Origin of the sequence: Geomicrobium sp. JCM 19055, assembly GCF_000698185.1 — a bacterium.
GTDB classification, from domain to species: domain Bacteria; phylum Bacillota; class Bacilli; order Bacillales; family Marinococcaceae; genus Geomicrobium_A; species Geomicrobium_A sediminis.
Window position 1 is genome coordinate 78,191 of sequence record NZ_BAXL01000001.1, and the last position, 19,757, is coordinate 97,947.

A 19,757-nucleotide genomic window follows, 5' to 3' on the forward strand; every position below is an offset into this window, starting at 1 on the left:
CGCACCTCCTATACATACTCCTTCATCATCTTATGATCAGCCATTTAGGGTTATGACAGAATTAAAAAAACCTCTGCAATCAATGCAGAGGTTTTCGCTTAAGATGAAGTTGTTGCTACTTGCTTTCGTGCGTGTTTGGCAGCGTTCACCATTAATTTTAGTGCAGCAATGGTTTCTTCTTCTTTTCTCGTTTTTAACCCGCAATCAGGGTTTACCCAAAAACGTTCAACAGGCAATACTTTTAGCGCGCGGTTTAAAATGGTCGACATCTCTTCTTCAGAAGGAACACGTGGACTGTGAATGTCATATACTCCGAGTCCAATACCTAGTTCATACGTATTCTCCTCAAACGTTGAAAGAATGTCCCCTTGACTACGGGACGTTTCAATTGAGATCACATCCGCATCAAGGGCGCGAATAGCGTCAATGATATCTTGGAACTCGCTATAGCACATATGCGTGTGAATTTGCGTCGTATCTTGGACGTGGGAAGAGCTAAGTCGAAACGCGTGCACAGCCCAATCCAAGTAGGTCTTCCAATCTTGTTCTTTTAGAGGAAGGCCTTCACGTAGTGCAGGTTCATCAATTTGAATCATCTCAATACCTGCGTTCTCAAGCGCACTTACTTCTTCTTTAATTGCTTCGGCAATTTGGAAAGCGACTTGGAACTTTGGTAAATCATCACGTTCAAATGACCAGTTTAAAATGGTGACAGGTCCAGTTAACATGCCCTTTACTGGTTTTGAAGTTAATGATTGTGCGTACACAGTTTCTTCTACGGTCATCGGTTGTTTAAAGCGAACATCCCCATAGATAATTGGTGGTTTTACGCCGCGAGATCCGTACGATTGTACCCAGGCATTTTTTTGTGAAAGCAAAACCTTCTAGGCGCTCCCCGAAGAATTCCACCATGTCATTACGTTCAAATTCGCCATGAACAAGAACATCAAGCCCAATCTCTTCTTGGTGCTTAATCCATGTCGAAATGTAGTCGTTAATCTGAGTTTTATAATCTTCTTCAGTGATTGAGCCCTTTTTAACTTGTGCGCGTAATCGGCGTACTTCTTTCGTTTGTGGGAAAGAGCCGATCGTTGTAGTTGGTAGGATTGGCAAATTCCATTTCTCAAGTTGTTTCGGTCGTCTTTGTTCATAAGAAGCCGTACGAGATACTTCTGAGAAAGGTTCAGTGTTTGGTTCTTGCTTGCGCCATCCAGTCGCTTCAATGTCTTTGAATAATTGTTGATTTTCGCGAATGGCTGTATGATCAGCTGATTGGTCGGAATAAAGAAGTTCTTTTAGCGTAACAACCTCAATTAGTTTTTCATCGGCAAACGATAATGCGCGTTTTAATACCGAGTCTAGTTCTGGTTCATTTTGTACGGTAACAGGCGTATGAAGCAAGCTTGAGGAAGGTTGAATCCATAATTTTTCGGGAGTCTTTACGACTTGTTTAACTTGCTCAAGCAATGCGAGTTTATCGACGACTTTTGCTTTCCAAATGTTTCGACCGTCGATGACGCCAGCCGCAAGAACCTTATCTCCAGGGAATCCTTTCGTTTGAATGGCGTGCAAGTTCTTCCCACCGTCATGAACGAAGTCTAGCCCGATTCCTGCAACAGGAAGCTCAACGACTTGGTCATAGTTTTCGACTGCATCAAAGTACGTTTGTACGATAATTTGTAAGTTTGGTACATCTGCATGCAGCGTTTCGTAAATGTCTTTGACGTACGCCATTTCCTCGTCAGTCACATTTGTGACGAGTGAAGGCTCATCAAGTTGTACCCATAGTACACCTGCTTCTTCTAGCTCACGCAAAACTTGACTGTACACTACAGTTAATTGTTTTAACCAGTCTTCTGTTTGGGATAAGTCGTAATGTTTCGCTAATTTAAGGAACGAGTAAGGACCGATTAGTACAGGTTTGCCTTCAATGCCAAGCTCGTCTTTTGCTTCTTTATAAAGAGTAACCAGTCGATTCTCAGTGACAGTCGGTGTCGTATCTTGGAGTTCAGGTACGATATAGTGATAATTCGTGTTATACCATTTTGTCATTTCACAGGCAGGAGCTCGGCATTTCCACGTGCCATGGCAAAATACGTATCAATTGAAACAGGGCCACCTGAATAGTCATATCGCTTAGGAATTAGCCCGAACATTACACTAGCATCTAGGATGTGATCGTAGTAGGTGAAATCACCAACAGGGATCACGTCAATGCCTGCTTTTTTTTCTGTTTACGCAGATGATTCAGACGAATTTCTTTGAGCTGTGCATGTAATTCGTCTTCAGAAATTGAGTTTGACCAATACGCTTCTAATGCTTTTTTTCCACTCTCTTTGCTCTCCAATTCTTGGATAACCTAATGACGAAGTTGTCACAAGATCGGCCTCCTATCTTTATGTGAAATGTAAATGTTTCTTCCATTAAGCGTACTGCACTCTTGAAAAGAAATAAAGGATATTTTGTTGATTTTCATCAACAAAATATCCTAATGGTTTATCTAGCTTTGAAATAGAAGTCAACATCTTCGAGTGTTAACACATTTCCAACGTAGAATGATCCAAAATCAGCAAAACGCGCGGATACTTCATCAAAGCGCATTTCATAAACGAGTTTCTTAAATTGAAGTACGTCGTGGGCAAATAGCGTTACGCCCCACTCCCAATCATCGAAACCTACAGAACCGGTAATCACTTGTTTCACTTTGCCAGCGTACTTACGGCCAACCATACCGTGTGAATACATCATTTGCCCGCGTTCTTTCGCTGGAGTCATGTACCAGTTATCATCGCCTTCGCGCTTTTTATCCATTGGATAAAAGCAAATGTGCTCCCATTTCGGAAGAACAGGGAAAACACGCTCACGAATTCCTGGATCATCTAATGGATCTCCATCGCCACGGTACATGTACTTTCCAAGTTCAACAACCGAGACGTAAGAATAAGACGGAATCGTAAATTCTGCAAAACGCGTTTGGTTAAACGCATTTTCAATTTCATTTAGTTCTTGCATTGTAGGACGAAGAAGCATAAACATAATGTCAGCCTTTTGACCAACTATGGAGTAAAGAGCATAGCTACCTTCTCCTCGTTCCTCATTATGCATCCAATCCTCGATCATTTCCTTAAATTCTGCTACGATTTGCCCGCGTTCCTCGGCAGGTACACGCTTCCACGCTGCCCAATCGAAGGTACGAAAGTCGTGCAGACTATACCAACCATCAATTGTTTCTGCTGGTTCAGCCATGAGACATGCTCCTTTCTCTCTTACACACTACAATCATTCTTCCTTATCATAGCATAAGCAATACCTAGATTTGAAATGCAGAGAAAAGGCGTCACAAAGCCGTCAAGAACGTTTCGTTAAGAACTTTTGAACAGCTTTTGCATGATCTTCTGTTTGACCCGCTAAACGTTGGGCGTGGACTTCTTTTTCAAGGATTTCAGAGAGAGAATGCTCATAACTTTCTCGCATTGTTGTCTTCATCAACCCAAAAGCTTCGAGTGGAGTTTCTGTGAGTTGTTTTGCAAGTTCTTCCGGTGTACCGATCTGGTTGATTAAGTTGATGCGATACGCTTCTTCAGCAGAAATCATTTGTCCGAGCCCGAGTTCTAGGGCTTTTGCATAGCCGACAATTCTCGGTAAAAAGTAAGAGGCACCAGCGTCTGGAACAAGTCCGATGTTGAGGAAGCTAAGAGCCATCTTTGCGTCGTAAGCTGCAACACGGAAGTCACAAGCAAGCGCAATGCTTAACCCAGCACCAACGGCAATGCCATTGATGTGAGCAATAATTGGTTTTTGAATTTGCGTAATTGTAAGAATTAATCGGTTGTAAGTATCTCGCAATGAATCTCCATAATCGAATGCAGTTCGATCGTTCAAAGAGGCACTTTTTAAATCTGCACCAGAACAAAATGCATCTCCTGCTCCTTGAAGAACAATGACAGAGACGTTAGAGTCACGCTCCGCTTCTTTAAAAGATTCGAAAAGTTCGTGGTGCATTTCATCGTTTAAAGCATTTTTGACGTTTGGGCGATTTAACGTGATGGTTGCAATCTGATTGTTGACGTCATAAAGAACCGTTTCTTGTTTCAGTTCCATAGAGAACCCTCCATCTTTTATGAATTATACGTAGTGTATCACAAAATGAATGAATATTCATTTTAACAAAAAAACCCATACGCAGCACTTGCGCACGGGTCAGCTTTTATAGAGAATCTTATCGTTTCGCTCATAGACCATTTTCAATCGTTTAGTCAAACGTTGCTGTTCATCACCGGACATCTCTTTGGGTTGCAATGTCTTTCCTAGCATATCAAACGTGTTAATTAAACGGTTCTCTCCGTCTTGAACAGTTAACGGCTGCCCATAAAGTTCCGATAGAGATGCCATTGTGGACGGATCAATCGTCATCGTTGTTTCGCTAGAAGTTTGTTCAGCTAATGAATAAAACTGTTGAATTGTAGTGGCACGTTCAGAACCACTGCCTGTAATGGCTAAGTAAATTTGCACAGCAGTTCCATTGCGTAATCTGCGCTGGCTAATTCCTGCAAATTTCTTTCCTTGCATGCTCAAATCATAATTTCCCGGGCAATAAGATCCGACAATCTCTTTTGCTTCTATAGGATAAGGCGCGTCAGAATACATCTGTTGAATAAGATTGAACATCAGCTCGTATGTCGGATCAATGCTGAGAGATTTTTGGTCTTTAAAGATAAGCGAGATGTTCAAAACACCTGAATCGAGCATAACTGCTAGCCTCCGGAGTTACGAACAATGATTGTATACCCTGCTTTTTCTAGGTGTTCTTTCGCAAAAAAAACATCTTGGAGTCGCGTGTCTTGAGTACCAAGAACAATCGTTGGTTGATGAACCATGTATGGACAATAGGGTCAGATTCTAATACACCAACTGCTTCACAAAAAGTATCATCATATGCAAATGAGGATAAGGCATTTTCATTTTGACCACTTTGAATGCGGTTCATATAACGCCATGCCTCATGTTTAATTTCAGTTAGTCCAGTCATCGTTTTACTCCTATTCATCAGGCAATAAACTCATGTAATTATAGCATATCTACGTGTTTATGATGATTGATTCAGAGGTATAGAACACAAAAGACATTCTTATGGAGGCGTTACTTATGAATCGAATGACAAAGCGAATTCTGGCAGTAGCACTCACAATTGTCATTGCCCAATTTATCATTGTCGCTGGCTATCAAGCGCTCGTCGCAGGTCAAGTGAACTGGACGTACATTATCATTTCCACGCTAATTATGTTACTACTAGTAGGGACAACCGCAATTGCAAACCGACGTTTGGAGATGATTCAAGAAAATGAAGAAAAGAGCACTGCAATCCCCAAAGATTAAGGAACCGCTTGATGAGATTACTCACTTGGAACGTGAAGAGCGATACGAACGCATTGTCGCGAAGAAACAAACATTTGAGAATCAAGACTTACGCGATTGCCGGTTTGAAGCGGCCGTTTTTGAACAATGCTTTTTCTTAGGAGCTTCGTTACAGCAAACAGAATGGGTCGACTGTGAATTTTACAAATGTGATTTATCCAATGTTGACTTGACGCAAGTGACGATGCACCGCGTCAAGTTTTTTGAGTGCAAATTAAGCGGTGCTGTCTGCTTTGATAGTTTCTATCAAGATGTGAGTTTTGAGGATACACAACTTCCTTATAGTAACTTTAGCCACAGTTCATTAAAGCATGTGCTCTTTCAGTCTTCTTTACTCAACCATGCAGACTTTGTTGAGGTAAACTTCGCGAATGTTGTTTTTGATGATGTGAGCTTAAACGATGTACAGTTTACACACACGAGTCTAAAGGAGATCGATCTGAGCACGTCAAGGTTTGACCAACTAACCGTCTCAGCAGAAGAGTTAATCGGCTGTACAATCTCTGAAGATCAAGCCACTGCTTTCGTACGAGCATTTGGCATGAAAGTAAAAGGAATTGACTGAGAACGTATGTTCGATTATGATAGAGGTAATTTAAGTTGCTCTTGTCCTCTTTTTAATAAACCGATGAAACGGTATAATGAATGAAAACCTAAAGAAGGGCAGGATTTGAGATGCAAGGCAATGAAATCATGCAAGAAGAGAAAGTATTCAAAGATCCTGTCCACCGCTATATCCATGTGCGTGATCAATTAATTTGGGACTTAATTGGGACGAAAGAGTTTCAACGTCTAAGAAGAATTCGGCAATTAGGCACGACGTTTTTAACGTTTCATGGAGCAGAGCATACCCGATTTAACCATTCCCTTGGGGTCTATGAAATCATGCGTCGAATGGTCAATGTATTTGATGGTCGCCAACATTGGAACGATGAGAACCGACTATTATGTTTAACAGCGGCACTTTTGCATGATATTGGTCATGGACCATTCTCACATTCTTTTGAGAAAGTGTTTGATACGGATCATGAGGAATGGACACGAGCTATTATTATGGGAGATACAGAAGTCCATGCTGTATTAAAGAGAATGGGCGATCATTTTCCAAAAGAAGTATCAGAAGTCATTGAGAAAACGCATCCGAACAAACTAGTCGTTAGCATGATCTCGAGTCAAATTGATGCGGATCGCATGGATTATTTACAACGAGATGCTTTTTACACGGGAGTAAGTTATGGACACTTTGATATGGAACGTATTCTACGGGTAATGCGACCAACTGAAGATCAAGTCGTCATTAAACAGACAGGCATGCATGCGGTGGAAGATTATATTATGAGTCGATACCAAATGTACTGGCAAGTGTACTTTCACCCGGTTACTCGTTCAGCTGAAGTGATTCTGAATAAGATTTTACGAAGGGCGAAAGTGCTTTATCTTGAAGGATATCAGTTTACGCACCCGCCTCATCACTTTATCCCATTCTTTAATAATAATATGAACACCCAGGACTACTTGAAATTAGACGAGTCCATTATTTACTACTATTTTCAAGTGTGGGAAGATGAGCAAGATGTGATTCTTGCCGATTTATGTCGTCGTTTTTTTACATAGAGATCTTTTCCAGTATGTTGAATTTGACCAGAATTTTATTTTAAACGAATGGTCCGACTTACAAGAACGTTTCCGTCGAATTGGACTTGACCCTGATTACTATCTTGTCATTGATTTTTCGTCTGACTTGCCTTATGATTTTTATCGGCCTGGCGAAGAAGAAGAGAGGCTACCGATTCATCTTTTAAATCGCAATGGCAGATTACGAGAACTTTCTAGAGAATCAGATGTTGTTGAAGCCATTTCAGGAAAGAAAAGAACGGATCATAAATTGTATTATCCAAAAGATGTATTAGACGCGCCTGGTTTTTCTGAAGAAAAGCGGGCGATCATTAAGATTTTACACGGTTGAGGAGGATGCTTGCATGTTGACGGAACATGTCCATATTATGTCGCTTTTAGGAACTGCTGAGGAAATTGTCGGTCGCAAGAAATTCCAGAAAGTCGTATACATAGGAAAACAGCTTGGCATGCCGTTCCATGAAAAGTATGGATTTCATATGTATGGTCCGTATTCTGAGGAATTAACCATACGACTCGACGAGTTGAAGCAATTCGGATTCATACGTGAAACTCATGAGGAATGTTCGGGATATAGCCAATATCGCTATCAATTGGCGGAATCAGGCAGAGAATATTTAACGAAAACTGCGCGTTCTTGGACGTGCTATGATGAGAAAGTCGTCGTTGATGAGCTTAATGCCTGCACGTCCAAGTTTTTGGAGTTAACGGCAACGATCCTCTACTTGCAGCCCGCAAGTAAAGAAGAAGTGATAGAGCGGGTTTGGACACTTAAGAAGACACAAAACTACTCACTTGAAGACATTAATGAGGCATACGCTTTAATTGCTCGTTGGAAGCAATCAATTGCCGAATCAACGTTTACTCATTAACCGGATGATTTTCATCCGGTTTTTTCGTTTAGGACTCGAAACTGTTTAGATCCCTAAAGCTTGTGATACACTGTAAGAAGTGTATTGGTGGAAAAGGAGTGATCACATGGACTTATTTAATAAAAACACTGGGAAGAAGCAAGGCTCAGGTTTTAATATTCTAAGTGGAGATTCCACTGACGGTCATGGCGGTTTTGGTGTTGGGTCTCTGAGTCTAGACAATCTTACACCTGTTATTATCGATCCAGTAGAAGAGCGTGTCTTTATTGATATGGGTGCCATTCATGCCCGTTCAGAGATTGAGAAAAAAAGTAAAATTGCTCGATCAGCTCGAAGAGCTAAATGACCCGAAGCTTTATTGGATGGTTTGGGTGACAACTGCTCATACAGATCAAGGATCACCAAAGTACTTTGGGGTTGGCGCATGCCGCTTTTACCGTGAGGAAGAGGCGCCAGAAGGCAGCCGATTTAAACGAGGATTTAAGAGCATGCCAGAACATGTGAATAACATGGATAAGGCATTAAAAGGCCGCGTTGTCGTAAAAGGTATGGACGACAAAAGCTTATATATGCTAAGAGAGTATCTAAAAGGCTTTAGTGAAGATTATTGGAATCATTCAAGTTCAGAACTTCGTTCAGCACTTGGGGAATAAATGAACGATTTGTGAACAAGAATTGTCAATGGTTGTACTTTTATTCGATAATGTGTAGGCTGAATGTAAACCTTATTATAAGGCTAAGACACTAAAGTGCGCAGAGGAATGCAGAACCTCTGCGCGTTTTAGTGTCTTTTTCTGTTAAGGAGAAGCCGGCAAAAGTTGCAAATGGTCTCCAGATTGATAGACTTCAGGTTGTAATGACGTTGTATGAAAATCCCCGTTTACCCAATCGAGTAGTTGATCGCTATAATGTTCACTTCGAACGTGACCAGATTGTCCTGGACCGACAATATGATAACTCTCCGTTAGGTCAGCTAAATCCATGACTCCTCTCCAACCAGCCCCGTGGTTTGTAGCTCCTGTTTCATCATTATAGCCGGCTGCCATTACCGTGATCCGACTTCCGTCAACAGGTGTCGGTGTTGGATTAAATAGCAAATCGAGTGGTGACATCACGCCTAACGGGTGAGCGAATGTCACTTGATGATACTCTCCCCAAGACCAATCCTTCGGTTCATTTCCTTGTAATTCACTTGCTTGATCAACGGCTCGTTTGAAACTTTCCGTTAAGAGAGCTTCTAGACTACCAGCGTGTTCAATCCAAGGACCAGGTTCACCTTCGAGCGCATCTCGAAGCAACTGATCAATAATGGATGTACGCCCTTCAAACATTGTCATCATTTCTTCTGGAATCGTATCTTCAAAAAGTACACTTGAAATAGCATGGAACCATAAATGAAAAATAAGCGGCCCACCTTCATCAACAGCGTCCTCATAGTTCCATTGTTCAATGACCGCAATGGCAGAACGATCGATCTCTCGTAGTCCATCTTGTAAAAGTAGAGGAACAATTTCGGGCAAGAACTCTTCTGCATGTAAGTTATACGCATCCATTTGCATGAGCATCATGTCTTCTTTCGTTAATGGCTCATCTTGGTCGAGCAATTGTAAAATTCGCTCATGACGATAAGGCTGTGCCCAAGTATGTGAAAGATGATAAGGATAGTCGTCCGTCACAATTTTATTGTTTGCAGTAGAAATCATTCCTGAATCAGGATTATAGAGTGTTGGCAGTTCATCAAAAGGAATATAACGTTCCCAATCATGTTCTCCCGTCCAGCCTTCAACAGGGAGCAGGGCATCGCTGTTTGCCCGAATTGGAATCTTTCCATTAGCACGGTAACCGATGTTACCATCACGGTCTGCGTAGACGAAGTTTTGAGCAGGCGCTGAAAAGGATTCTAAAGCATGTAAAAAAAGATTCCCAATTGGATGCTTTATTAATCTCTAGTATCGCTTCAAGCTCTTTTGTAGGGTCATGGGCGGTCCAACGCAAGGCCATCGCGACATCTTCTTGCTGTAATGGATCACTATATTCTGAAAGGAGTGGTCCGTGTCGTGTGACAACGACTTCATGTTGAACGGGCTCATCATACCCATCAACAACAATTTCTTCCATGATTACATCTGCATCGTACCATTCATCTTCATAAAGAAATTGATAAGGATCGTCAGGGTTTCGTTTTTCTAAATAAAGTTCTTGTACATCAGGCCCGACATTTGTGACCCCCCAAGCAATCTCGTCGTTGTGTCCGAGAATGATTCCAGGTACCCCTGCAAATATCACTCCATTTACATCGACACTAGGTCCACGTAAATGCGTTTCATACCAAATTGAAGGTGTGGCGAGACCGAGGTGTGGATCATCTGCTAAAAGCGGTGCACCGCTTTGTGTGTGGTCGCCAGATATGACCCAATTGTTGCTCCCGTTAAATGGTTCTGGTAAGTACGCGGCAACGTCCTCGAACGCGCTCAAGACATCTACATCAGTGTTTTTGGCGACGTCCATGATGATGGGTCCGTCTTCTTTGTATGTGGGCATTAAGTCGATCGCTTCTTCTTCAGAAACGTTGTTTACTAGCCAGTAACGAAACGCTTGTCCTTGCCACGTCCCTCCTAAATCATAAGCCATGTATTTTCCGATCGTTAATGAATCAAGCGGTTCCCACGGTTCAGGCGAATAACCGAGTAACCGGAATTCAACTGGAATGTCACCGCTCTCATCCATTTGCGCTAAATACGCATTTACCCCATCGGCATACGCCTGCAGTATTTCTTGTGCATCTTCACCGTATTCATCATAGGACGCATCTGCGGCTCTCCGTAAGCCAAATGTTCGAAAGTAGCGGTCAGTATCGAGTGCGCTCTCACCAATGACTTCACTTAGCATTCCTGATGCTTGCCTACGACTCAAGTCCATTTGAAACATACGATCTTGTGCAGTTACAAACCCTTGGGCAAAATAAAGGTCGTATTCTGATTCGGCTTCGATATGAGGCACTCCGTAATCATCTCGATAAATATTTACTTCACTATGGATTTCATTGAACTCGTATTGGCCTTGTGTTGTTGGGACGCCAGCGCCGATTTGCGACCAACCCCAAGCGACAATCGCAATAAGCAACACAACAACGATGACAAATCCTATACCGATATAACGCCACAAACGTTTCTTTCTCTTTTTTTGAAATATCAACTGCAGAACTCACATAAATCCCCCCGTAACGATGACGTTTATGTGTTAGACATTCGCCCCATTTCATAGGTAGTCCTGCTTTTAGCACCATAAAGAAAAGGACCCCAACGTTTTATTGGAATCCTTTTAAAGAGTGACATGAATTATCCGTCAATCTCGTTACTCGAGAACCATCGTTTTAAACGATCGAACAGTTTTTCTTTTTCTTTGCTAATCTCTTCTTTTGCTTCTTCTGCATTTAGTTCATCATTTTCCAAGTACTCGGTACACGATTCAGTTGGTGCTGTGTTACGAACAAAAGCTGCAGTGTAGGCATTCCCGCAAGCTTCATCAGCGAGTAAACCAGTCGCAAGATCGATGTCAACATTCTCAACACCACGAGGCATCTGAAATTCATGTTTCAGCTCACCTTCGAGACTTTTTTTCTAACGTTTTGACCCAGATTTTCTTGGCGATTTGACCGTGTTTTCGGTGGTCGAGTGGTGTATTATCATCATAGCCGACCCATACACCAGTGACGAGGTTTGGTGTATAGCCGATCATCCAATTGTCGTTCGGTGTACTTCCACTCTTACCTGCCATCGGTCTTGTAATAAGATGTGAAATGGAATTTCCTGTTACGGATGTGTAATCATTTAATTCACTATTAAACATATGACGCATCATCTCAGTCATCATGTACGTCTGTCGCTCATCAAAGGCTTGTTCAACTTCTGGTTCTGTGTCAATTAAAACGTTGCCTCCAGCATCTTCGACACGCTCAATTAATCTCGGCTCAACACGAGCCCCACCATTGGCAAAGGGACTATAAGCTGCAGTTAGCTCTAATACACCAACGTCTGAAGCGCCGAGTGCAAGTGATAAGTTCGGTGATAGCGTACTTTCAATACCTGCCGCTTGAGCGGTTTCAATAAGACTTTCAGGCTCTTGTAAAACGTGCGTTTTTACAGCGTAAATATTGTCTGAATAGGCGAGTGCTTGGGTCATCGTAATAAAGTCATTGGCGTAAATTTCACCGTAATTCCCAGCTCATAATAATCGCCTTCTTCGTTAAGTGGAAATGATGTCGGTTCACTACGTAAAAGTGTTGCAGGTGTGAAGCCATTTTTTAAGGCTGCATAATATAAAAACGGTTTGAACGTAGATCCTGGCGAACGTCTCGCATCGTATGCACGGTTAAAAGGACTTTCATCATAATGCACGCCTCCGACCATGGCCTTTACATCACCTGTCGTTGGATCAACACTAACAACCGCAGTTTGTAGCGGTTCATCTGCAGGCATTTCTTGCTCTACGTACGTTTCAGCCGCTTTTTGCATGTCCGCATCGAGCGTTGTGAACACTTTCAACCCACCAGCTTCAACAATTGCAGGGTCGAGGTCGTAACGCTCTAACAATTCACGTTCAACTACGTCTTGGAAATACGGTGCGACACGTTCTTGACTTTGCTGAGTTTCGGAGAATTCAATATCAGTCGCGAGTGCCTCTTCGTACTGTTCAGCGGTGATTTTACCTTGTTCTTTCATCTCAGAAGGATGAGTTCTTGACGATCTTTTGCTCGTTCTGGATGATTATATGGTGAATAATAAGACGGTCCTCGGGGCAAGCCAGCCAGTAAGGCAGCCTGTTCGAGGGAAAGGTCGTTTGCTGATACTCCAAAATACAGCTGTGCCGCTCGTTCTATTCCGTAAGCACCATGTCCAAAATTAATCGTATTTACATAACCTTCTAAGATATCATCTTTCGGTACGTGCCACTCTAGTCGCAGTGCATAGAGTGCTTCCCTCGCTTTACGATCCCATGTCTTCTCATGATTTAAAAACAAATTGCGGGCATATTGTTGGGTAATCGTACTCGCCCCTTGGCTACGAGACATCGTTTGTACGTTTTTTAATACCGCAGCCCCAATTCGCATGTAATCAAAGCCATGATGATCATAGAATTTGCGATCTTCAATAGCAACAAAGGCATCCAAAACAAAAGGCGAAACATCATCAATGTTCGTCCAGTTTCGTTGATGTCCTTGCTGAGTTTCATTTACAACATTGCCATCGTCATCATAAATGTACGTCGATTGTGCTACTTGCATCGGTGGAGGACCTAGTAAATAGGAATAAGAAAAAAATACAAAGAAGTGCAAGAACCGATAGGATGGCGATAACCATTGTGGAACGGAAGGTAAATCGGAACCAAAACCTACGTCGTTTTTTTCTTTGGCTACGTCTCGTTGCGACTTCCACGTCGAGCACCTCATTTGGTAAATTATAGTTATAAACAGTGTCGGTAGAAATGACACAATTTAAACCTCGCTGTTAGGAAAAATTTACAATGGGATGTCGCTCGTTTACATACCCTTATGGGTATTTGTATAATGGAATAGAAAACGCGAGAACTGAAAAACGGTTTACGAGATTTTAAAGTAATCGTTGGAGGTAACTATGTCTATTGCCGTAATATTAATCTTTGCAATTGTGATCATGTATCTAATTAAGCAAATGAGTCCAGGAAACATCCGCCAAATCACAACAGAAGAATTAAAAGCAAAGCTTCGTGACAAAGATCTACGACTCGTTGATGTAAGAACAGAAGGCGAGTTTTCAAATCATAGCATTCGAGGGGCAATAAATATTCCACTTCACACGTTGAGTAACCGTATGGACGAACTAGAACGCGATAAAGAGATTGCTGTGATCTGTCAGAGTGGCATGCGTAGCTTAAAAGCTTCAAAACAATTAAAGAAAAATGAGTTTACGAATGTCGTGAATGTTCGTGGTGGGATGAATAGCTGGAATTAGAAACGTTTAACCGATAGATTGTAAGACGAAGTTAAGGCCGCAAGGCGTGAAAAGCATGAAACATGCGGCAACAATTAGAGGTTTTTGGAGGTTAAAATGTTTCAACTCGGACCATTTGTCATCCAATATGAAATGCTCCTCGTGTTTATTTCTGTAGCACTAGGCGTTAGTTTCTTACGCTATTTCTCCCCAATGCAACACCGTGACGACAAAGCGATTCGGGAGGTCGTATACAATGGTTTGTTAACACTGTTTGTGACGATGCAGTTTGGAACGCTTGTCATGAGACCAGAATTGCTCGTGACAGATCCATTATCTGCAATTGCCTATCCTAGTGGTAGGCAAGAGTTGTGGTTAGCAACCATTATTGTTATGGTTTATTTTCTATATGCATCATGGCGTCATCAACATGCGATACAGCGCATATTCATAGGGTTATTATTCGTCTTAATTCCTGCAGAGATGGTCTATGTTACGGTGCAATCCGCGGGCGTTGAAACGCTTGTTTATTTAAGCGGATTTGCACTGATATTATGTATGCTTTTTCAACATATGCAGAAACGATGGACCGGATGGATTGGGCTCGGTTTATGGGCATTCGTCCATCTTGGTGTCATTGTAGGTTTTCAAAATCCCTTCTTGTTTAACGTTGTGATCCATTGGAGTTTTCCTGTAGCAATGATTGGGTTTGTGATCGTGATGATATTGGTTGACGCTGTGAAGTCATCGCGAAAAGAAACGAAAGGGGGCTGATGATGAAACGTTGGGTATTACTTACGGTTTTAATCGGGATGGTTGCTTGGGTTATGTACGATACGTTTCGTGAACAAGAAGATTCGTATGTGATTATAGACCAAGGAGAAGAAGCGGATGAAGACTTTGAGACTGGCTTAAGTCCAGGAGATCAAGCCCCTAACTTTGAGCTAGAGACGATGAGTGGTGAAACCATTCGATTATCGGATTACCGTGGGGAGAGAGTGATCTTGAATTTCTGGGCTACATGGTGTCCACCGTGCCGTGCAGAAATGCCTGATATGCAGGAGATTCATGAAGATGCAGACGCGGATGTAGAAATTATTGCAGTGAATACGACAAATAGTGAGACGAGCATAGAGAACGTAGAAGAGTTCGTCGATGAATTGCAATTAACGTTTCCGATCCCACTTGATACAAGTGCAGAGGTCGCAAATGAATACCTTGTGCAAGTGATGCCAACGACGTACTTCATTGATCGAGAAGGTCGAGTCGATCGTGTCGCTTATGGAGCGCTTAATCATGATCTGTTCCTACAACGAGTGGAAGAGATGGAGTAAGGCCATCAGCCTTTACTCCATCTCTCTTTAACTATATAAATCCCAAGACGTCTTCAACGACTCAATCAGATAGTCACTCACTTCATCAATGTCTAAGTGGTCCGTCGTAAACTTTGAGTTATGATCGGCATAGATGCCTTGTCGTTTGTAGAAAAGCTCTTCAATTTCTTCAATTGATTTCCCTTGTAGCACTGGACGGCTTGGCAATAATAATGTCAATCGCTCTTTCCAGGCGTCAAACGAAAGATCAAGGAAAAAGACGATGCAATTTTGTAAACAGACTTCACGTATTTCTTCGTTCATAAACGCACCGCCACCGACAGAGATAATCTTTAATGGACGCTCACAGTATCCTTTAATAAGCTCTTTTTCTTTTGAACGAAAGGCTTCTTCACCGTGAACTTTAAAAATATCGGTAACGGGCATGCCATATTCTTTTTCGATTTCTTCGTCAATGTCGACAAAGTCACGATAAAGTTTCTTAGCGACTTGTTCCCCGATTGTGGTCTTACCAGAACCCATGAACCCAATGAACACAATGCTTTTTTCTCGATAAGAACTCATAAGTAATTACTGCCCCTCTGTTCGTTAATGTCGGTCGTTCTTTACTTCTGTATTGTAACAAAAGAATACAATTTATGTGCAGTGTTGTAAAAGGAGCACGACATGTATACTAGTAGTTAAATATTGTTGAACGTATTACAATACGTTGAACTACTCACGTATAATCGAATGACGAGCATAGCTACATAAGGAGACATTTGATGAATAACTTAGGGCAACTAACAGCGATCGAAAAAGATGAGCAACGTCGACCTTTGATCGTAACACCACTCGTAGGAAAAGATCGTCATGAATTAATGGCACAACTTGATGAGATTGTTAAGAAAGAACCAGATGTGATCGAATGGCGTATTGATTATGTAAGCGATTTGCACGATACAGAAGGTGTGTTGCGCTTAACCGAAGAAATTCATGAACGCTCAGCGAACATCCCGCTTCTGTTTACACGTCGATCGAGTCGCGAAGGTGGAGAAAACATCACACTAACGGAACGAGAAGTATTTGATCTTTATGAAGCTGTCGTTCAGACGGGCTTCATATGGGCGATTGATGTAGAATTAAGCTCAGAACAAGCGGATATCGATCGTATGGTGGAGTTCGGGAAGGTGTATGGTGTTCAGGTACTGATGTCTTACCATAACTTTGAACGAACACCATCAAAACAAGAAATTGTGCAAAAGCTAACCGAAGCGAAAGAACAAGGTGCTCATATTGGTAAAGTAGCCGTGATGCCTACATCTGTAGAAGATGTGCTAACACTCATGCAAGCAACACAAGAAGCAGCGGCAGGTTTACCCATTCCAATCGTAACGATGTCTATGGGACGATTAGGTGCATTGTCTCGTATGATGGGCGGGGCATGTGGTTCAGCGATGACGTTTGCTGTTGGTAGTGAGAGTTCAGCTCCTGGTCAAATTCCAATGGAAGAGCTACAAACTGTTCTTGATGTGGTAGAGCGCGTGATGGAGGAGTGAAACTGCGGCTGCGAGAATGTACAGCTGCAGTTTTTTTTATTTGTAAGAGGTGGAAAAAAGTATTCAAACAAAATTACACAATTAACTGAAAAAAAGGTGATATAATAAAACGATTATCATCGATTACGATATAGGAGATCGCACATAAAAAGTAGGTGAAAGCGATTTTTATTTTATATTTCATGATTGTCTTGCTCTATATGGTTAATGAGATTTTTGCTATGTCACTTGTGAAGACGTTTATTGGAGTTATTGCCCTTCTTGTTATTATTCTAAATGTTACGAAAGCCAGCCGACTTTATAAATGGGCTGGTCTTTCTTTCTTCGTGCTCGGATTAGTATTCTACTTTGTTTCTGTTCCACAAGAAGTAAATTTCTTTCATTTGTTTGGTTCGATGACGGGGCTATTGGCGTTATTGTTCGTGTTGCCGTTTATGAGTACGATCATCAAAGTAGGGAAATACGATTTGGCATTGAGTAAAATGATCAGCATGCCACCAAAACCAAACTTAGTACGATTGTATAGACGAACGTCGATTATGTCGTACTTATTGACGTTATTTTTAAATGTGGCGACGGTACCCGTTGTTGTAGCCACGGTCAAAAACAAGTTAACGAAGTTCGGCAAAGGAGTTATTGAGCGTTTTTTTGCGCATAGCATTTTAAGAGCGTATGCACTCGTCTTATTATGGAGCCCCACTGAGATTCTTGTTGCATCAACCATTGATATGACCGGCACAAATTACTTGTTATTGTTACCGACACTTTTAACGATTAGCTTTATCTTTATTAGTGTTGATTGGTTTTTACATAGTCGTCAATTAAAAGATCGAGATTTGAACATCATTCAAGAAACAGAAGATTATGGAGAGACGCTTCGGAAAAAAACTACTACAATTAGGTATTGCTATTACGTGTTTCATTGTTGTTTTGCTTACGTTTAATGGGTTTATTCCTCAATCGTTTTTGTTTACAGTAACGATTTTAATTGTGCCTTTCACCTTTTTATGGTCACTGTCAATTGGACGATTAAAACGGTTTAAAAAGCTAAGCTTTACGTATTTACGTGGTAACACAACGCAACTCCACGGGTTGTTTTTCTTGTTTTTATCGGCGGGTTTTTTTTGTGGAAGTGTTTCCATACACCATCTGGTTTGATTACATGAACTCGTTGTTCGTATTTACGTATACAGAAGGCGCATTAATTGTTTTTTTATTTACTCGTAGCGATTTGTATTTTTAGTCTTGCACTCGTTGGCTTCCATCCTTTGATCTCAATTGCCCTCATTTCACCGTTTTTAACGGAGGCTATTGCACATCACCCTTACGGGATGAGCATTTTATTGATTGGTGTCGGAATGGGTACGGTCATGATTGGTCCGTTTAACGTTACTCCAACGATATTAGCGATGCAGCTTCAAGCGAACCCCTACAGCATCATTCGCAGGAATTTAGTGTTTGCAAGTTGTTATTTTCTTTTTATTGTCATCATTGCAACGCTTTTTAGTTATTGGTTAAGGTGATGATTTTCAAAGCCATCTCTCAAAAAAATTGAGGGTGGTTTTTTAATTTCAGCAAAAGCGGAGGACAGGGCATAGGTAAGCGTCGTGACAGGCAATACTTGTTCGCAATACAATAGAGTAGTACTGGAGGTGAGATGCATCATGGTAAGCAACTATTGTGGATGTTCAAGAGGTCCTCGTCGTCGTCCTCAACCAAAGCCACCTGTTGAAGAGTGTGGATGTGGATGTGGCGAAATCGTAATCAATAATAACTTAATTAACGGTCCTGGGGTTGTTACGAACCCTGCGAACAATACAAGCGGAAGACGTTTTTAGTAGTCCAAACCAGTATGCTCTTCTTCTGTAAACTCAAATCATCCTCGATTTTCCTTCAAAATATGAACGTAAAATAACCCCCTGATGTGGAATCGCAGGGGGTTTTATAACGACACGATTTGTTTTAGAGTTCGTCAAAGCCGTTATCAGCATCAACTTTCTCATAACTACGATTTCTCGCTTCAAAGAAATCGGTTTTTGTTTCATCAAAGTTATCGACAAAAGCTTTAATCCATGGCATGCCATTGTCATGAGCATCTTCATAGATCGGATCAATTCCAAGTGTTTTTAGCATTTTGTTGGCACGGTACTTAATGTAGGTGCTCATCTCATCAAGGTCGATCCCAACAAGTCCTTGTAAAACTTCTTCTGACCACTCAATCTCAGATTCAACAGCATATTGGAATTCTTGCTCGATAAATGTTGTTAATTCTTCTGTGTTTAAGTGAGGGTTTTCACCGAGTACAGCACGTAAAAGTTCAGACATAAACTTGCCGTGTACGAGCTCATCACGGTTAATAAAGCTAATAATTTGAGCTGTTGCGTTCATTTTCTGTTGGCGTGCAAGGTTGTAGAAATATGCAAACCCGCTGTAGAAGAAAATACCTTCAAGAATAATTGAATAGATAATAACTTTCACGAGGTTTTGTTCTGTTGGGTTTTTAAGAAATTCATCGTATGCGGCCATAACACGTTCATTACGTTGAATGATTGTTTTGTTTTGGCGTGCATCATCAAAGATTTGTTTTTGCTCCTCGTAACTAAATAGGGAAGAAAGAGCATAAGAATAGCTTTCATTGTGTACAACTTCTTGTTGCGCAATGACTGCTGCAATGGCATGTACACTATCGTCACTTACGTACTCACTTACACCATGAATGAGGCGAGCTTGAGGAGTATCAAGCGTTGCAAGTAGACCGATTGTTAATTTGTATGCACGTAATTCTTCTTCTGTTAAGTCAACGATCGACTTTGAATCCGGGCTCATGTTGACTTCTTGTGGAATCCAGAAATTAGACATTAATTCTCGATACGTTCGGTAAAAAGAAGGATACGCAATGTCGTTCCAATTGAGAATACCACTTGAACGGCCATTTATAATTCCTGTTGAACGAACAGGGTTGGTCGGTTCCATTATTGCTACTTTTTGCATCAT

22 protein-coding genes and 3 pseudogenes are annotated in these 19,757 nt (G+C 41.5%); 13 read left to right on the top strand and 12 right to left on the bottom strand.

Annotation, left to right across the window (positions count from 1 at the left end; translation table 11 throughout):
- Positions 1 to 98: 98 nt before the first annotated feature.
- The 4 genes and pseudogenes from metE to JCM19055_RS30990 form a co-directional block, all read right to left on the bottom strand.
- Positions 99 to 2,378 (bottom strand): annotated as a pseudogene (metE, locus tag JCM19055_RS30985) (5-methyltetrahydropteroyltriglutamate--homocysteine S-methyltransferase).
- A 118-nt stretch (positions 2,379 to 2,496) separates the two neighbouring features.
- Complete coding sequence (gene hemQ / locus JCM19055_RS00435; protein ID WP_042358092.1) at positions 2,497 to 3,246, bottom strand: hydrogen peroxide-dependent heme synthase; 750 nt, start codon at positions 3,244 to 3,246, stop codon at positions 2,497 to 2,499.
- 102 nt (positions 3,247 to 3,348) lie between these two features.
- Entirely contained in the window at positions 3,349 to 4,101 is a 753-nt protein-coding gene (locus JCM19055_RS00440; RefSeq protein ID WP_042358093.1) for an enoyl-CoA hydratase/isomerase family protein, read from the bottom strand.
- Positions 4,102 to 4,200: 99 nt separating this feature from the next.
- Positions 4,201 to 5,047: pseudogene (locus JCM19055_RS30990) on the bottom strand (biotin/lipoate A/B protein ligase family protein).
- A 98-nt stretch (positions 5,048 to 5,145) separates the two neighbouring features.
- Between JCM19055_RS30990 and JCM19055_RS00450 the strand changes: the two are divergent.
- From JCM19055_RS00450 to JCM19055_RS31000, 6 genes and pseudogenes are all read left to right on the top strand, one after another.
- The gene (locus tag JCM19055_RS00450; protein WP_042358094.1) at positions 5,146 to 5,376 is read left to right on the top strand and encodes a hypothetical protein; all 231 of its coding nucleotides are present in this window, start codon (positions 5,146 to 5,148) and stop codon (positions 5,374 to 5,376) included.
- Complete coding sequence (locus JCM19055_RS00455; RefSeq protein ID WP_052365717.1) at positions 5,342 to 5,980, top strand: pentapeptide repeat-containing protein; 639 nt, start codon at positions 5,342 to 5,344, stop codon at positions 5,978 to 5,980. The genes JCM19055_RS00450 and JCM19055_RS00455 overlap by 35 nt, the downstream gene beginning before the upstream one ends.
- A 110-nt stretch (positions 5,981 to 6,090) precedes the next feature.
- Positions 6,091 to 7,381 (top strand): annotated as a pseudogene (locus tag JCM19055_RS00460) (HD domain-containing protein).
- 13 nt (positions 7,382 to 7,394) lie between these two features.
- Positions 7,395 to 7,922, top strand: coding sequence for a YwgA family protein (locus JCM19055_RS00465; RefSeq protein ID WP_042358095.1), 528 nt, complete (start codon positions 7,395 to 7,397; stop codon positions 7,920 to 7,922).
- A 106-nt stretch (positions 7,923 to 8,028) separates the two neighbouring features.
- Positions 8,029 to 8,268: a YwhD family protein gene (locus JCM19055_RS30995; protein ID WP_370542936.1), complete on the top strand. Its 240-nt coding sequence runs from the start codon at positions 8,029 to 8,031 to the stop codon at positions 8,266 to 8,268.
- A complete protein-coding gene (locus JCM19055_RS31000; protein ID WP_370542937.1) occupies positions 8,240 to 8,575 on the top strand; it encodes a YwhD family protein in 336 nt (111 codons plus the stop codon). The genes JCM19055_RS30995 and JCM19055_RS31000 overlap by 29 nt, the downstream gene beginning before the upstream one ends.
- Positions 8,576 to 8,719: 144 nt before the next feature.
- On the opposite strand, the gene JCM19055_RS27840 is transcribed toward JCM19055_RS31000, so the two are convergent.
- The 6 genes from JCM19055_RS27840 to JCM19055_RS27865 form a co-directional block, all read right to left on the bottom strand.
- Complete coding sequence (locus JCM19055_RS27840) at positions 8,720 to 9,862, bottom strand: penicillin acylase family protein (RefSeq protein WP_370542949.1); 1,143 nt, start codon at positions 9,860 to 9,862, stop codon at positions 8,720 to 8,722.
- Complete coding sequence (locus JCM19055_RS27845; protein WP_265181608.1) at positions 9,777 to 11,087, bottom strand: penicillin acylase family protein; 1,311 nt, start codon at positions 11,085 to 11,087, stop codon at positions 9,777 to 9,779. The genes JCM19055_RS27840 and JCM19055_RS27845 overlap by 86 nt, the downstream gene beginning before the upstream one ends.
- 173 nt (positions 11,088 to 11,260) lie before the next feature.
- Positions 11,261 to 11,503, bottom strand: a complete 243-nt coding sequence (locus tag JCM19055_RS27850; protein WP_052365718.1) for a hypothetical protein — start codon at positions 11,501 to 11,503, stop codon at positions 11,261 to 11,263.
- A gap of 19 nt (positions 11,504 to 11,522) precedes the next feature.
- Positions 11,523 to 12,104: a penicillin-binding transpeptidase domain-containing protein gene (locus JCM19055_RS27855; RefSeq protein ID WP_052365719.1), complete on the bottom strand. Its 582-nt coding sequence runs from the start codon at positions 12,102 to 12,104 to the stop codon at positions 11,523 to 11,525.
- Positions 12,101 to 12,643 (bottom strand): penicillin-binding transpeptidase domain-containing protein, encoded by a 543-nt coding sequence (locus JCM19055_RS27860; protein WP_052365720.1) that lies wholly within the window; start codon positions 12,641 to 12,643, stop codon positions 12,101 to 12,103. The genes JCM19055_RS27855 and JCM19055_RS27860 overlap by 4 nt, the downstream gene beginning before the upstream one ends.
- Complete coding sequence (locus JCM19055_RS27865; protein ID WP_052365721.1) at positions 12,640 to 13,206, bottom strand: transglycosylase domain-containing protein; 567 nt, start codon at positions 13,204 to 13,206, stop codon at positions 12,640 to 12,642. The genes JCM19055_RS27860 and JCM19055_RS27865 overlap by 4 nt, the downstream gene beginning before the upstream one ends.
- A 349-nt stretch (positions 13,207 to 13,555) precedes the next feature.
- Here JCM19055_RS27865 and JCM19055_RS00485 point away from each other — a divergent pair, with 349 nt between their 5' ends.
- The 3 genes from JCM19055_RS00485 to JCM19055_RS00495 all read left to right on the top strand — a co-directional run bounded on the left by JCM19055_RS00485 (position 13,556) and on the right by JCM19055_RS00495 (position 15,225).
- Entirely contained in the window at positions 13,556 to 13,912 is a 357-nt protein-coding gene (locus JCM19055_RS00485; RefSeq protein WP_042358096.1) for a rhodanese-like domain-containing protein, read from the top strand.
- Positions 13,913 to 14,008: 96 nt separating this feature from the next.
- The gene (locus tag JCM19055_RS00490) at positions 14,009 to 14,665 is read left to right on the top strand and encodes a hypothetical protein (protein ID WP_042358097.1); all 657 of its coding nucleotides are present in this window, start codon (positions 14,009 to 14,011) and stop codon (positions 14,663 to 14,665) included.
- Positions 14,666 to 14,667: 2 nt separating this feature from the next.
- A complete protein-coding gene (locus JCM19055_RS00495; RefSeq protein WP_042358098.1) occupies positions 14,668 to 15,225 on the top strand; it encodes a peroxiredoxin in 558 nt (185 codons plus the stop codon).
- 27 nt (positions 15,226 to 15,252) lie between these two features.
- On the opposite strand, the gene JCM19055_RS00500 is transcribed toward JCM19055_RS00495, so the two are convergent.
- On the bottom strand, positions 15,253 to 15,789 hold the full coding sequence (locus tag JCM19055_RS00500) for a shikimate kinase (RefSeq protein ID WP_042358099.1): 537 nt from the start codon (positions 15,787 to 15,789) through the stop codon (positions 15,253 to 15,255).
- Between the two features lie 200 nt (positions 15,790 to 15,989).
- Between JCM19055_RS00500 and aroD the strand changes: the two genes are divergently transcribed.
- From aroD to JCM19055_RS26860, 4 genes are all read left to right on the top strand, one after another.
- Entirely contained in the window at positions 15,990 to 16,763 is a 774-nt protein-coding gene (gene aroD, locus JCM19055_RS00505; protein WP_042358100.1) for a type I 3-dehydroquinate dehydratase, read from the top strand.
- A gap of 155 nt (positions 16,764 to 16,918) precedes the next feature.
- A complete protein-coding gene (locus JCM19055_RS00510) occupies positions 16,919 to 17,707 on the top strand; it encodes a hypothetical protein (RefSeq protein WP_042358101.1) in 789 nt (262 codons plus the stop codon).
- Between the two features lie 261 nt (positions 17,708 to 17,968).
- Positions 17,969 to 18,286 carry a hypothetical protein gene (locus JCM19055_RS00520; protein ID WP_042358103.1) on the top strand — a complete coding sequence of 106 codons (318 nt, stop codon included), beginning with the start codon at positions 17,969 to 17,971 and terminating at the stop codon, positions 18,284 to 18,286.
- Positions 18,287 to 18,427: 141 nt separating this feature from the next.
- Positions 18,428 to 18,601, top strand: a complete 174-nt coding sequence (locus JCM19055_RS26860; RefSeq protein ID WP_193745245.1) for a hypothetical protein — start codon at positions 18,428 to 18,430, stop codon at positions 18,599 to 18,601.
- A 124-nt stretch (positions 18,602 to 18,725) separates the two neighbouring features.
- On the opposite strand, the gene JCM19055_RS00525 is transcribed toward JCM19055_RS26860, so the two are convergent.
- Positions 18,726 to 19,757: a ribonucleotide-diphosphate reductase subunit beta gene (locus JCM19055_RS00525; RefSeq protein ID WP_042358318.1), complete on the bottom strand. Its 1,032-nt coding sequence runs from the start codon at positions 19,755 to 19,757 to the stop codon at positions 18,726 to 18,728.